This is a genomic window from Herbaspirillum autotrophicum (assembly GCF_001189915.1).
Lineage (GTDB): Bacteria > Pseudomonadota > Gammaproteobacteria > Burkholderiales > Burkholderiaceae_D > Herbaspirillum > Herbaspirillum autotrophicum.
On sequence record NZ_LFLS01000042.1, the window covers coordinates 1 to 14,452 of the forward strand.

Here is a 14,452-nt window from a genome sequence, read left to right on the forward strand (position 1 = left end):
TCAGTAAAAAAAGCGGCGCTTCGATCTAACGAAGCGCCGCTTTTTCTTTGTTGCACCAGTGACTGCAAGAGCGTGATAACAACAGCCCCATCCGGCTTCCGGGAATCTCCATTAGTATGGTCATTCCACGTTGCTCATCAAGGACCATAAAAATGATTCGGAGACTCACACTGACATGCATCGCCCCGCTACTGCTGGTCGCTGCCACGTTATCTTCGCCGTCCCGCGCGGCCGGCTATCCGGAGCAGCGCGAAGCCGACTGGATCGCGCCCGACTTTACCTTCCATACCGGTCAAACGCTGAAAAATCTGCGGCTGCATTACGCTACCATCGGCAATCCGCAGCATTCGGCAGTGTTGCTGTTGCACGGCACCTACCGCAGCGGCGCCGATATGCTGGGCAAAGACTTTGGTGGTGAATTGTTCGGTCCGGGTCAAGCGTTGGATGCCAGCAAGCATTTCATCATCATGCCCGATGCTATCCGCACGGGAAAGTCTGCCAAACCGTCGGATGGCTTGCGCACGGCTTTTCCGCAATACAACTATGCCGACATGGTGCTGGCGCAATACCGACTGGTGACGGAAGGCCTGGGCATCAAACATTTGCGGCTGGTCATGGGTAATTCCATGGGCGGCATGCAAACCTGGCTGTGGGGTGAAACTTATCCGACCATGATGGATGCGCTGGTGCCGATGGCGTCGCAGCCAATCGAAATGGCCAGCCGCAACTGGATGATGCGCCGCATGCTGGTGGAATCTATCAGGCAAGACCCGACATGGAACAATGGTAATTACACCAGCCAGCCACCTTCCCTGCGTCTGGCCAATACCATGTTCGTGATCGCGACCAGCGGCGGCACCATGGCGTATCAGACTCAGGCACCGACCCGGGCGCAAGCCGACAAGATGGTGGATGAGCGGCTGGCAGCACCGGTCACGGCCGACGCCAACGATTTCATCTATCAGTGGAGTTCATCGGCAGACTTCAATGCGATGCCGGCGCTGGGCCGGATTCAGGCACCGCTGCTGGCGATCAATTCGGCAGATGACGAGCGCAATCCGCCCGAGACCGGCACCATGACAGCGGCCTTGCAGCAAATGAAAAAGGCCGAATTGTATGTAATTCCCGCGAGCGCAGAAACGCGTGGCCACGGTACGACCGGCATGGCCAGATTTTATGCAAAACAGTTGGCGGCATTTTTGAACAGCGTGCCGTAAGGCCCGCTCAGGTTCCGCGACGCGACGGTGCGGAACCTGTTCAGCGCATGTCAGGCGGCTGGCAACGTCCAGTTGCCAGCGACGATCTTTTCCAGCCAGAAGGCACCGATGACGGTCTTGACGTCGGTCACCTTGCCTTGGCGGACCATCTCCAGCAATTCCGGCAGCGGCGCTTTGAAAATATCCAGGAATTCGCCGTCATCAAGCTTGCGCTCTCCTGCTTCCAGACCACGTGCCAGATAGATTTCCAGATGTTCGTCCGAATAGGCAATCGCATTGTGGATGGTGCAGACGAATTGCCAGTCGCGCGCGACATAACCGGTTTCTTCCTGCAGTTCACGCTTGGCGCAAGCCAGGGTATCTTCGCCGGCATCGATCTTGCCAGCCGGGAATTCAACGAAGACCTGATCCAGCGGATAACGGAATTGCCGCTCCAGCAACACGCTGCCATCATCGAACAGCGGCAGGATCACGACTGCACCGGGATGGCGGATGTATTCGCGCACCGCATCCTTACCGTCAGGCAGGCGCACGGTGTCGCGTTCGATTTTCAGGAAGTGGCCGTCATAGACCGACGCGCCGCCGACCTTGGTTTCTTTGAGATGTGCATCCATGAGCGCAGGTCCGTAGCTTGAGTGGAAAACGCAGCAGATCCCGACTGGCGGGATCTGAGGGGTGACACGACGTCAGGCGTGATGTTTGCGCAGATAGCGCAGCACGTAGCCGGGATACGCCAGTACCAGAAACAGACAGCCGGTCACTGCGTAAAATTCCCAGCCCTGCGGAAAAGCGTTGCCGATGCTGTTTTCGAAAAACCAGGCAATCACACCCACCACGGCGTAGAGTACCAGCAACTCCAGCAGCCGCATCCAAAGTGACTTGACGTAGCCATCCCGCTTGCTCAACGGAATCAGGCCAAACAATTGCTGGTTCAGGAACGGCAGGTTGGCGGCCAATACCGCCAACACGATCACCGCCCAGCTATACAGGGAAACATTCACTTACGACATCACCTTGCTGAGGAACGTTGCCAGCGTCGTCACAATGGCGTTGGTGCAGGCTTCCATCAGGTGACCCGGCCACAGGCCGAGTGCCAGTGCGGCGATACCGTTGAGGCTGAGCACCACGCGCATGTCGAGGCTGGCAGTGATCTTGCCAGTGTCAGCCGGCTCATCGAAGTACATCAGCTTGATGACGCGCAGATAGTAGAACGCACCCACCAGCGAGAACACCACGGCCAATACCGCCAGCCAGATCTGACCGGTGCCGAGCACGGCCTGCAAGACCGACAGCTTGGCGTAGAAACCGACCATCGGCGGAATGCCTGCCAGCGAGAACATCAGCACCAGCATCACTACTGCGAACCATGGGCTGCGTTGATTAAGGCCCTTGAAGTCTTCCAGGTTGTCGGCTTCGAAACCCGAGCGCGCCATCAGCAGGATCACGCCGAAGGTACCGAGCGTGGTCAAGACATAGGTGATCGCATAAAACAGCGAGGCGCTGTAGGCATTGACTGCCGAGAACAGATTGCCGTCGACCACGCCGGACAGCATGCCGAGCAGCATGAAGCCCATGTGCGAGATGGTCGAATAGGCCAGCATGCGCTTGATATTGGTTTGTGCAATCGCGGTGACGTTACCGATGATGATCGACAATACCGCCAGCACCATCAGCATCTGCTGCCAATCGATTGCCAGCGGCAACATGCCTTCCACCAGCAAGCGGAATGTGATCGCAAATGCTGCCAGTTTCGGTGCACCGCCCAGCAACAATGTGACTGGCGTTGGCGCGCCTTGATAGACGTCCGGCACCCACATGTGGAATGGCACGGCACCGAGCTTGAACGCCAGGCCGGCGACCACGAACACTACGCCGAACACCAGCACGGTACGGTCCACGGTGCCCGAGACGATGGCGCGGAATACTTCATTGAGTTCCAGCGAACCGGTGGCGCCGTACAACATGGAAATACCGTACAACAGGAAACCGGAAGCCAGCGCGCCGAGCACGAAATACTTCATCGCCGCTTCGGTCGCACCGATATTGTTGCGACGCAGCGCCACCAGCGCATACAGCGACAGCGACATCAGTTCCAGACCGAGGTAAATGCTCAGGAAGCTGTTACCCGAAATCATGATCATCTGGCCCAGCAGCGAAAACAGCGCCAGTGCGTAGAACTCACCGCCGAGCTCGCCGCCGACGATGCCGCGGTCAGTCGTGTATTGACGACCGTACACCAGCGTCATGCCGATGGCCAGGTAGGAAAACAGTTTCAGCAGATTCGCCAGCGGATCGGAGACGAACATGTTGTTGAACGTGTAGACCGTTACGCCGCTATTGAAATCGCCCAGGGTCAGCGCCGCGCAGACAACCAGTGCCAGCAGGGACAACAGATAAGTGACGACGCGCTTGGCATCCGGCAAAAACATATCGATCAGCAGAATTGCGGAAGTCGCAATCAGCAGAAATATTTCCGGATAGACAGGGATCAGATTCATGTTATTCATTTAGTTACCGCTTATTTTCGTCCGCGTTTTGCTTGCCGTTGGTCGTTCCTGAGCATCTTGCCGAAACGTCGTGCCGCACGCTCTCAGACGTCGGTGTGGCGACCGCCCCACCGACGCGCATCGGGCGCTAATTAATCTTTGATACCGCAATGTGTTTGAGCAAATCACTCACCGAAGTCTGCATTGCGTCTGTTACCGGTGCCGGATACAGGCCCATCACCAGCACTGCAATCGCCAGCAAGCCGAGGATGAAGAATTCGCGCTTGTTGACATCGGTCAGTTCCGCCACGTGATGATTGGTGATGGCACCGAAAATCACGCGCTTGGCCAGCCACAGCGAATAGGCTGCGCCCAGGATCAGCGCCGTTGCTGCCAGCAGACCGATCCAGAAGTTGAACTTGACCGCACCCAGAATCACCATGAATTCACCGACAAAGCCGGAGGTCGCAGGCAGACCGCAGTTGGCCAGCGAGAACAGGATGAAGAAGGCAGCGAAACGCGGCATGGTATTGACCACACCACCATACTGGGCGATGTCACGGGTATGCATGCGGTCATACAACACGCCGATCGACATGAACATCGCGCCCGACACGAAGCCGTGCGAAATCATTTGTGCGATACCGCCCTGCACTGCCATGTCGTTGAACATGAAAAAGCCGAGGGTAACGAAGCCCATGTGCGCAATCGATGAATACGCCACCAGTTTCTTCATGTCTTGCTGGACCAGCGCCACCAGACCGATATAGATCACGGCCACCAGCGACAAGGTAATCATGAAGCCCGACAGCGCATGGCTGGCGTCCGGCAGGATCGGCAGCGAGAAGCGCAGGAAACCGTAAGCGCCGAGCTTCAGCATGATCGCGGCCAGCACGATGGAACCACCGGTCGGCGCTTCCACGTGAGCATCCGGCAACCAGGTGTGCACCGGCCACATCGGCACCTTGACGGCAAACGCCATCAGGAACGCGAAGAACAGGACTTTTTGTTCCAGCATCGACAATGGCAACTGATGCCAGGTCGGAATCTCGAAACTGCCACCCGATACGAAATACAGATAGATCAGTGCGATCAGCATCAGCAGCGAGCCGAGCAAGGTGTACAGGAAAAACTTGAACGCTGCGTAGACGCGATTGGCGCCGCCCCAGACACCGACGATGATGAACATCGGAATCAGCGTGGCTTCAAAGAATACGTAGAACAGCATGCCGTCGAGTGCCGAGAACACACCGATCATCAGACCCGACAGGATCAGGAATGCGCCCATGTATTGGCCGACGCGTTTCTGGATCACTTCCCAGCCGGCCAGCACCACGATCACGGTGATGAAGGCAGTCAGCGGAATGAACCACAGCGACAGACCGTCGATACCGAGGAAGTAGCTGATGTTGAAACGGTCGATCCAGGGCGTCTTCTCGACGAACTGGTAACCATGCGCGGCAGCATCGAAATGTTGAATCAGCGGGAACGTCACCACCAGACTGACGACGGCGCCGATCAACGCCAGCCAGCGCGTCAGATTGCGATTGTCGTCACGGCCAATGGCGATGACCAGCATACCGAAAGCGACTGGACACCAGATCGCAAGGCTCAGAAAAGGAGTTGTTGACTGCATGTTATTTACTTTACTCCGCCAACTTATTTGGCAAACGGAAACGGCATGAACCAAACCAGGAAACCCAGCACCCCGATGATCATCACAAATGCATAGTGATAGATATAACCGGACTGCCAGAGGCGCGTGACTTTCGAGAACCAGTTGACAACCTTGGCGCTGCCGTTGACCACGAGACCGTCAATGATCCCCTTGTCGCCGACGCTCCACAAACCGCCACCCAGCAAACGGGCACCGCCTGCGAACACCACCTCATTGAACTTGTCGAGGTAGTACTTGTTATCCAGCAAGGTATAGACCGCGCTGAACTTGTCCTTGAACCAGGCCGGGACGCGCGGGTTGATCATGTAGCAGTAGTACGCCGTCGCCACGCCGGCAATCGCCAGCCACAACGGCAACGATGTCAGCGAATGCGTGACCATGGCAACCGGGCCGTGGAATTCATGCGCCAGTTCTTCCATTGCCTTGTGGTTTTCACCAAAGAACAGCACGCCCTTGAAGAAGTCGCCGTACAGCATCGGTGCAATCGCGAAGAAACCGATGATGACCGAAGGAATCGCCAGCAGGATCAGCGGCAGCGTCACCACCAGCGGCGATTCGTGCGGCTTCTGTCCTGGTGCCAGACCGTGATGCTCGTGGTCGTCATGGGCGTCGTCGTGTGCATCATGGGCATCGTGACCATGAGCATCAGCGTGTGCCGGCGCGTGGTGATCATCATGTGCGTGGGCATCATGCGCATGCGCCTTGCCGAAACGTTCTTCGCCGTGGAACACCATGAAATACATGCGGAACGAGTAGAACGCAGTGACGAATACGCCTGCCAGCACCGCGAAGTAGGCAAAACCGGCACCGGCCAGATGCGTTTCCGCAACCGCTTCGATGATGCTGTCCTTCGAGTAGAAACCGGAGAAGAACGGCGTACCGATCAGCGCCAGCGAACCGACCAGCGACGTGATCCAGGTAATCGGCATGTACTTGCGCAGACCACCCATGTTGCGCATGTCCTGATCATGGTGCATGCCGATGATGACCGAACCGGCGCCAAGGAACAGCAAGGCCTTGAAGAACGCGTGCGTCATCAGATGGAATACCGCTACCGAGTAGGCCGAAGCACCGAGCGCAACCGTCATGTAGCCGAGCTGCGACAGCGTGGAGTAAGCCACCACGCGTTTGATGTCGGTCTGAATGATGCCGAGGAAACCCATGAACAACGCCGTGATGGCACCGATCACCAGAATCACCGACAACGCCGTGTCGGACAATTCAAACAGCGGCGACATGCGCGCCACCATGAAGATACCGGCGGTCACCATGGTTGCCGCGTGGATCAGTGCCGAAATCGGGGTCGGGCCTTCCATTGAATCCGGCAGCCAGACGTGCAGCGGGAACTGGGCCGATTTACCCATGGCGCCGACGAACAGGCAGATACATGCCACCGTCAGCAACATCCAGTCGCTGCCCGGCAAGGTCATTTGTGCCAGTTCACCGCGCTTGGCGAATACTTCGCCGTAGTTCATCGAACCGGCATACGCCAGCAGCAAACCGATACCGAGGATGAAGCCGAAGTCACCCACGCGGTTGACCAGGAACGCCTTCATGTTGGCCTTGATCGCGGTCGGCCGGGTGTACCAGAAACCGATCAGCAGATACGACACCAGGCCCACCGCTTCCCAACCGAAGAACAGTTGCAGGAAGTTGTTGCTCATGACCAGCATCAGCATCGAGAAGGTGAACAGCGAGATGTACGAGAAGAAGCGGTTGTAGCCTTCGTCGTCCTTCATGTAGCCGATGGTGTAGATGTGGACCATCAGCGAAACGAAGGTCACCACGCACATCATCATCGCCGTCAGGCTGTCGATCAGGAAGCCGACTTCCAGTTTCAGGCCGGCGACCGTCATCCAGGTGTACAGGGTGCCGTTGTAGGTCGCGCCGTCCATCACCGCCAGCAACGTCTGGAACGAGATGATGCAAGCGATCAGTACCCCGAGAATGGTCGCGGTATGCGAGACCTTGCGACCGACGACGTTGCCGAAAAATTTTGTCCCCAGCAAACCTGCAATGGCAGAACCTGCCAACGGCGCCAGTGGTACGGCAAGAAGAAGATGTGGGTTAAGTTGCCCCGCCATGATGAACCTTATCGCTATCGGGATCCCCGGTCAGCAGCGACCGGAAATACCCATTTTCAATAGAATTTATAAAACTGCGCGTTTAGCCTTTGAGGCTGTCCAGATCTTCGACATTGATGGTATCCAGATTGCGGAACAGCACCACCAGAATGGCGAGGCCGATTGCGGATTCCGCCGCGGCCACCGTCAAGATGAAGAAAACGAAGATCTGCCCTGCCGCATCGCCCAGATAATGCGAAAAAGCAATGAAGTTCATGTTCACCGCCAGCAACATCAGTTCGATTGCCATCAGCAATACGATGACGTTCTTGCGGTTGAGAAAAATGCCGACGATCGAGATCGCGAACAGGATCGCGCCGAGGACCAGATAATGTGAGAGCGAGAGTGTCATTGATCGGCGCTCCTTAAGGTTGTTGTTCGGTTGCGCCCGACGCCGCAGCGTCGTTGCCATTGGGACGGGTCGATTCCGACTTCATCTTGACCAGGCGCACGCGGTCACCGCGCTTGACCTTGACCGCATCGGACGGCGCGAAGTATTTGGTGTCCTTGCGCTTGCGCAGGGTCAGCGCGACTGCCGCGACGATCGCCACCAGCAGGATGACGGCGGCAATTTCAAAGCCGTAGACATATTCGGTATAGATCAGCATGCCCAGCGCCTTGGTGTCGCCGATGGTGGCGGCAGCCGCCGGCACCTGTGCTTCCGGCGCCCAGAAACTGCGCAACAGCACCGCTGCCATTTCCAGCACGATGATCACGCCGATGGTGGCCGCCAGCGGGAAGTAAGCCCAGAAGCCTTCACGCATCTTGTCCAGATTGATGTCGAGCATCATGACCACGAACAGGAATAGCACCATCACCGCCCCGACATACACCAGGACCAGCACGATGGCCAGAAACTCCGCTTTCAGCAGCAGCCAGATGCCGGCTGCCGAAAAGAATGCCAGCACCAGAAACAGGGCCGAATGGACCGGATTGCGGGCCGTAATGACGCGTAATGCGGCGAGCACGAGGACCACCGAAAACGCATAGAACAAGAAAGTTTTGAATTCCATAATCAACCAAAAAGTTGGCTAAAGCAGCATCAGATCAACCGCCCCGCTGCGCATCTGCGCGGCCGGCCGGCATGACCCCGAATCAACGATATGCAGCGTCCGCAGTACGTGCGGCAGCAATTTCATTTTCATAACGGTCACCAACGGCCAGCAGCATTTCCTTGGTGTAGTACAGGTCGCCGCGCTTTTCGCCGTGGTATTCGAGAATATGGGTTTCCACAATCGAGTCAACCGGGCACGACTCTTCGCAAAAACCGCAGAAAATGCATTTGGTCAGATCGATGTCGTAACGCGTGGTGCGACGCGAACCGTCATCACGCTGTTCCGACTCAATCGTGATCGCCATCGCCGGGCACACTGCTTCACACAGTTTGCAAGCGATACAGCGTTCTTCACCGTTGGGATAGCGACGCAAGGCGTGCAATCCGCGAAAACGCGGTGACTGCGGCGTTTTCTCTTCCGGAAATTGAATCGTGATCTTGCGTGCGAACAGGTAGCGTCCGGTCAGTGCCAGCCCTTTGAAGAGCTCCCTGAGCATCAGGCTGCCGAAAAAATCCTTGATAGCTTCCATCTTATTTCACCTTATCTTTCAGCCGTTTCCATTACTTCCAAATGTTCCAGGGCGACTGGATCCAGATCGCGACCAGCACCAGACAGACCAGCGTCAGCGGAATGAACACTTTCCAGCCCAAGCGCATGATCTGGTCATAGCGATAGCGCGGGAACGAGGCACGCACCCAAATGAACAGGGAAACTACAAAGAAGGTCTTCAGACCGAGCCAGATCCAGCCGGGAATAAAGTCCAGCAATTGCAACGGTGATGCCCAGCCGCCCAGGAACAGCAGCGATGCCAGCATCGAAATCAGAATCATGTTGGCGTATTCGGCCAGGAAGAAGATCGCGAACGACATGCCCGAGTATTCGATCATGTGACCGGCCACGATTTCCGATTCGCCTTCGACCACGTCAAACGGGTGACGGTTGGTTTCGGCAATGCCCGAGATGACGTAGATCACGAAGATCGGCAACAGCGACAACCAGTTCCATGACAGGAAATTGAGGCCGTGATCGAAGAAGTAACCCTTGCTCTGGCCCATGACGATTTCGGTCAGGTTCAGGCTGCCCGATACCATCAGCACCACCACCAGGCAGAAGCCCATGGCGATTTCGTAGGACACCATCTGCGCCGAGGCACGCATCGCGCCGAGGAACGCATACTTCGAGTTGGAGGCCCAGCCGGCGATGATCACGCCATAGACTTCCATCGAGGTAATCGCCATCACGAACAGCAAACCTGCATTGATGTTGGCCAATACCGTTTCAGGGCCGAACGGAATCACCGCCCATGCCGCCAGTGCCGGCATGATGGTCATCACCGGCGCTATATAGAACAGCACCTTGTTGGCGCGCGCCGGTGTAGTGACTTCCTTGAAGATCAGCTTCAGGGCATCGGCAATCGGTTGCAGCAAGCCGGCCGGACCGACCCGGTTGGGGCCCATACGGACGTGCATCCAGCCGATCAGTTTACGTTCCCAGTAAGTCAGGTAAGCCACGCACAGCAACAGCGGCACCAGCACCACGATGACCTTGAGCAGGTTCCAGACCAGACTCCAGACATACGGCCAGGCTGTTCCCAGATAGTTGGGGCCGACCGCGTTGATATTTGCAATCAGTTGATCCATTACGCTTTCTCCACCACGATTGCGCCAAACATGCCGCCCAGCTTGGCGGTCGATGCATGCGCCGCTGCCACTCGCACGACATTTTCCGGCAGACGGCCGTCAATGGCGGCGGTCAGCGAGGCACTGCCCTGTCCCTGACGGACGGTGACGCGGTCACCGGCAACGATACCCAGTTTTTGCGACAACGCTGCCGACAACCATGCTTTCGGCGCCTGACCATCGAGCGTTTCCTGCAGCGGCGGCGAACGGCGCGCAATCGCATCGGTAAAGTGGATCGGTACATCGGTCACGCGTTCCAGCGCGCCGCTGGCGGTTTGCGCCACGGCTTGCGGTGCAGTCGCGGCATTGTTGTTCAAACGTGCGGCATGTGCAGCGTCAGTGCCGAGCACTTCACCGCGAATCGCTTCCGAAGTGTCGTATTCAAAGTTTTGCAAACCGAGCAGATTGCCCAGTACGCGCAATACCTTCCAGCCCGGACGTGCATCAGCCAGCGGCTTGACGGTACCGTTGAAACTTTGGGCGCGGCCTTCGCAATTGACGAAGGTGCCGGAAGTTTCGGTAAATGGTGCAATCGGCAGCAACACGTCAGCGTAATCGGCGCCGTGTTTGTATGCCGACATCACGACCACCATTTCAGCCTGGTCCAGTGCTGCACGTGCTGCCTGTGGATCATAGCTGTCCAGCTCCGGTTCAGCGTTGAGCAACAGGTAAGCCTTGCGTGGCTGAGCGAATGCCTGCAATGCGTTGGCACCGTTGGCGCCCGGAATGGCGTTGGCCAGATAACCACCGACCGTGTTGCCGGCTTCGGTCAGATAACCGAATGTCGATTCGGTCTGTTGCGCGATCCATTGCGCTAAAGCGTGCAGTTGCGATGCTTGCGGATGTTGCGCGGCGGCGTTGCCGAGGAACACGCCACGTGCCGTACCGGACAGCAGGCTGGCAGCAGTTTGCGCAGCGGCATCCGATGGCTTGACGTTGTCAAAACCGGCCGGTGCTGCAACGCCCCTGGCTTGCGCCACGGCGACAGCAACTTCGCCCAGTGCCGCCAGCCAGTTCGATGGTGCGGCAATGATCTTGTTGGCGATCGGCATCAGCATGTCGTCGTCAGTCGCATGCAGCAGGCTGATCTTGGCGCCGCTCTTGACTGACTGACGCAGACGCGCGGTCAGCAGCGGATGATCCTTGCGCAGGAACGAGCCGACGATGAAGGCACGATTCAACTGGCCGAATTCGACAATCGACATGCCCAGCCATGGCGTGACCTGATGGTCCAGCGCGAAATCGGACTGGCGCAGACGGAAATCGATATTTTCGGAACCGAGGCCGCGCACCACTTTTTGCAGCAGCGACAGTTCTTCCAGTGTCGAGTATGGTGTACCCAGTGCAGCAATCGCATCGGCGCCGTGTTCGTGGCGGATGTTGCGCAAACCGTGCGCGACATATTCCAGCGCAGTTTGCCAATCCACTTCCTGCCATTTGCCATCTTGCTTGAGCATCGGCTTGGTCAGACGCTCGGCGCTGTCCAGTGCTTCATAAGCAAAACGGTCTTTGTCGGAAATCCAGCATTCGTTGACCTGATCGTTTTCCAGCGGCAGGACGCGCATGACCTTGCCGTTCTTGACCTGCACCAGCAGATTGGAACCAATGCTGTCGTGCGGGCTTACCGACTTGCGACGCGACAGTTCCCAGGTGCGGGCGGCATAACGGAACGGCTTCGATGTCAGTGCGCCGACCGGGCACAGATCGATCATGTTGCCGGACAGTTCGGAGTTGACGGTATTGCCGACGAAGGTGGTGATTTCGGAATGTTCACCGCGACCCAGCATGCCCAGCTCCATGACGCCGGCCACTTCCTGGCCGAAACGGACGCAACGGGTGCAGTGGATGCAGCGGTTCATCTCTTTCATCGAGATCAGCGGACCGACATCCTTGGGCGTGACCACGCGCTTTTCTTCTTCGTAGCGCGAAGAAGAACCGCCGTAACCGACTGCCAGATCCTGCAACTGACATTCACCGCCCTGATCGCAGATCGGGCAATCCAGCGGGTGATTGATCAGCAAAAATTCCATCACGCCTTTTTGCGCCTTGACTGCCTTGTCACTGGCAGTACGCACGATCATGCCGGCACTGACCGGAGTGGCGCAGGCGGGCAAAGGCTTCGGCGCCTTTTCAACGTCGACCAGACACATGCGGCAGTTGGCCGCAATGGACAATTTCTTGTGATAGCAAAAATGCGGAATGTATGTGCCGAGCTTGTTGGCCGCATCCATGACCATGCTGCCCTCTTGCACTTCTACTTTTTTGCCGTCTATTTCAATTTCAACCATGGCTTTTTGCCCAAGCTAAGTATTCTTTTCTTAACAGCGCCCCGCTGACACCGAAGTGCATGGCGAAGCGCCCTGTCGCGCTGCTCAACTATAAGCTGGCACCAAGCAATGCTTGTGCTCGATGTGATACTCAAACTCTTCGCGATAATTCTTGATGAACGCACGCACCGGCATTGCCGCGGCATCGCCCAGCGCGCAAATGGTGCGGCCCTGGATGTTGTCGGCGACCGAATTCAGCACATCCAGATCTTCCGGCTTGCCGTGACCGTTTTCAATGCGCTCCACCATGCGGTACATCCAGCCGGTGCCTTCGCGGCATGGCGTGCACTGACCGCAGGATTCTTCGTAATAGAAATACGACAGACGCAGCAGCGACTTGACCATGCAACGCGTTTCATCCATCACGATGACCGCGCCTGAACCCAGCATCGAACCGGCCTTGGCAATCGAATCGTAATCCATGTCGGTGTCCATCATGACATCGCCGCGAATCACCGGTGCCGATGAACCGCCCGGGATCACGGCCTTGATCTTCTTGCCGCCGCGCATGCCGCCAGCCAGTTCCATCAGCTTGGCAAACGGTGTGCCGAGCGGAATCTCATAATTGCCGGGACGTTCAACGTCGCCGGAAATCGAGAAGATCTTGGTGCCGCCATTGTTCGGCTTGCCCAGACCTGCATAGGCTGCGGCACCGATCTTGAAGATGAACGGTACGGCGGCAAAGGTCTCGGTGTTGTTGATCGTGGTCGGCTTGCCGTACAGACCAAAGCTGGCCGGGAACGGCGGTTTGAAGCGCGGCTGCCCTTTCTTGCCTTCCAGCGATTCCAGCAATGCGGTTTCCTCGCCACAGATGTATGCGCCATAACCATGGTGGGCATGCAACTGGAAATTGAAACCGGTACCAAGGATGTTGTCACCGAGGAAGCCGGCGGCGCGCGCCTCTTCCAGCGCCTCTTCGAAACGCAGATACGAATCGAAAATTTCGCCGTGAATGTAGTTGTAGCCGACCGTGATGCCCATCGCGTAACCGCCGATGATCATGCCTTCGATCAATGCGTGCGGGTTGTAGCGGATGATGTCGCGGTCCTTGAATGTACCCGGCTCGCCTTCATCGCTGTTGCAGACCAGATATTTCTGACCCGGGAACTGACGTGGCATGAAGCTCCACTTCAGGCCGGTCGGGAAACCTGCGCCGCCGCGACCGCGCAAGGACGAAGCCTTGAGCTCGGCAATGACTTGCTCCGGCGTGATGTTTTCCGACAGAATGCGTTTCAGGGATTCATAGCCGCCGCGCTTGACGTAATCGGCCAGATGCCAGTTCTGACCATCGAGGCCGGCCAGAATCAGTGGATTGATGTGACGATCGTGCAGACAGGTCATTTCTTGAGTTCCTCCAGCAGCGCATCGATCTTGTCATTCGACATCCAGCTGCACATGCGCTTGTTGTTCACCAGCAGTACCGGTGCATCACCGCAAGCACCCATGCATTCGCCTTCAACGATCGTGAACTGACCGTCTGCCGTGGTTTCCTTGTAACCGACACCGAGCTTGTGCTGCAGATGTTCGGCTGCACGTCCGCCACCCGACAGCAGGCACGGCAGATTGGTACAGACCGTGATCTTGTGCTTGCCTTGCGGTTTGGTGTTGTACATGTTGTAAAAGGTGGCGACCTCTTGCACGGCAACTGCCGGCATGCCGATGTAATCAGCGAGTTCCTGCTGTACCTCGGCAGGCAACCAGCCTTTTTCATCCTGGGCAATGGCGAGCGCCGCCATCACCGCAGACTGGCGCTGGTCTGCCGGATACTTCGCGAGTTCGCGATCAATTTTCTTTAGAGCTTCTTGACTTAACAGCATATCGTTGGCCATCCGTGCGCATCGTTCTGCGCGGGGTTGTTGAACACTTCCGCCGGCTCTGAAGCCGGCG

Annotated in this window: 13 protein-coding genes; 1 reads left to right on the forward strand and 12 read right to left on the reverse strand. The window is 57.2% G+C overall.

Going from position 1 to position 14,452, the window contains the following annotated elements; all coding sequences use genetic code 11:
- Positions 1-152 precede the first annotated feature (152 nt).
- Entirely contained in the window at positions 153-1,217 is a 1,065-nt protein-coding gene (locus tag AKL27_RS23810) for an alpha/beta fold hydrolase (protein WP_050465372.1), read from the forward strand.
- Between the two features lie 50 nt (positions 1,218-1,267).
- On the opposite strand, the gene AKL27_RS23815 is transcribed toward AKL27_RS23810, so the two are convergent.
- The 12 genes from AKL27_RS23815 to nuoE all read right to left on the reverse strand — a co-directional run bounded on the left by AKL27_RS23815 (position 1,268) and on the right by nuoE (position 14,394).
- The gene (locus tag AKL27_RS23815) at positions 1,268-1,831 is read right to left on the reverse strand and encodes an NUDIX domain-containing protein (RefSeq protein WP_050465373.1); all 564 of its coding nucleotides are present in this window, start codon (positions 1,829-1,831) and stop codon (positions 1,268-1,270) included.
- 72 nt (positions 1,832-1,903) lie between these two features.
- Entirely contained in the window at positions 1,904-2,218 is a 315-nt protein-coding gene (locus AKL27_RS23820; protein ID WP_050465374.1) for a DUF2818 family protein, read from the reverse strand.
- The gene (nuoN, locus tag AKL27_RS23825; protein ID WP_050465375.1) at positions 2,219-3,724 is read right to left on the reverse strand and encodes an NADH-quinone oxidoreductase subunit NuoN; all 1,506 of its coding nucleotides are present in this window, start codon (positions 3,722-3,724) and stop codon (positions 2,219-2,221) included.
- Positions 3,725-3,851: 127 nt separating this feature from the next.
- Complete coding sequence (locus AKL27_RS23830) at positions 3,852-5,339, reverse strand: NADH-quinone oxidoreductase subunit M (RefSeq protein WP_050465376.1); 1,488 nt, start codon at positions 5,337-5,339, stop codon at positions 3,852-3,854.
- A 23-nt stretch (positions 5,340-5,362) separates the two neighbouring features.
- The gene (nuoL, locus tag AKL27_RS23835; RefSeq protein WP_050465377.1) at positions 5,363-7,465 is read right to left on the reverse strand and encodes an NADH-quinone oxidoreductase subunit L; all 2,103 of its coding nucleotides are present in this window, start codon (positions 7,463-7,465) and stop codon (positions 5,363-5,365) included.
- Between the two features lie 82 nt (positions 7,466-7,547).
- A complete protein-coding gene (gene nuoK / locus AKL27_RS23840; RefSeq protein ID WP_050465378.1) occupies positions 7,548-7,856 on the reverse strand; it encodes an NADH-quinone oxidoreductase subunit NuoK in 309 nt (102 codons plus the stop codon).
- Between the two features lie 13 nt (positions 7,857-7,869).
- Positions 7,870-8,517 (reverse strand): NADH-quinone oxidoreductase subunit J, encoded by a 648-nt coding sequence (locus AKL27_RS23845; protein ID WP_050465379.1) that lies wholly within the window; start codon positions 8,515-8,517, stop codon positions 7,870-7,872.
- A gap of 82 nt (positions 8,518-8,599) precedes the next feature.
- On the reverse strand, positions 8,600-9,088 hold the full coding sequence (gene nuoI / locus AKL27_RS23850; RefSeq protein WP_016832378.1) for an NADH-quinone oxidoreductase subunit NuoI: 489 nt from the start codon (positions 9,086-9,088) through the stop codon (positions 8,600-8,602).
- 31 nt (positions 9,089-9,119) lie between these two features.
- Entirely contained in the window at positions 9,120-10,199 is a 1,080-nt protein-coding gene (gene nuoH / locus AKL27_RS23855; protein WP_050465380.1) for an NADH-quinone oxidoreductase subunit NuoH, read from the reverse strand.
- Positions 10,199-12,526, reverse strand: coding sequence for an NADH-quinone oxidoreductase subunit NuoG (nuoG, locus tag AKL27_RS23860; protein ID WP_050465381.1), 2,328 nt, complete (start codon positions 12,524-12,526; stop codon positions 10,199-10,201). The genes nuoH and nuoG overlap by 1 nt, the downstream gene beginning before the upstream one ends.
- Positions 12,527-12,610: 84 nt before the next feature.
- Positions 12,611-13,906 (reverse strand): NADH-quinone oxidoreductase subunit NuoF, encoded by a 1,296-nt coding sequence (gene nuoF / locus AKL27_RS23865; protein WP_050465382.1) that lies wholly within the window; start codon positions 13,904-13,906, stop codon positions 12,611-12,613.
- Positions 13,903-14,394 (reverse strand): NADH-quinone oxidoreductase subunit NuoE, encoded by a 492-nt coding sequence (nuoE, locus tag AKL27_RS23870; RefSeq protein WP_083439262.1) that lies wholly within the window; start codon positions 14,392-14,394, stop codon positions 13,903-13,905. Before nuoE ends, nuoF begins: the two co-directional genes overlap by 4 nt.
- Positions 14,395-14,452 lie beyond the last annotated feature (58 nt).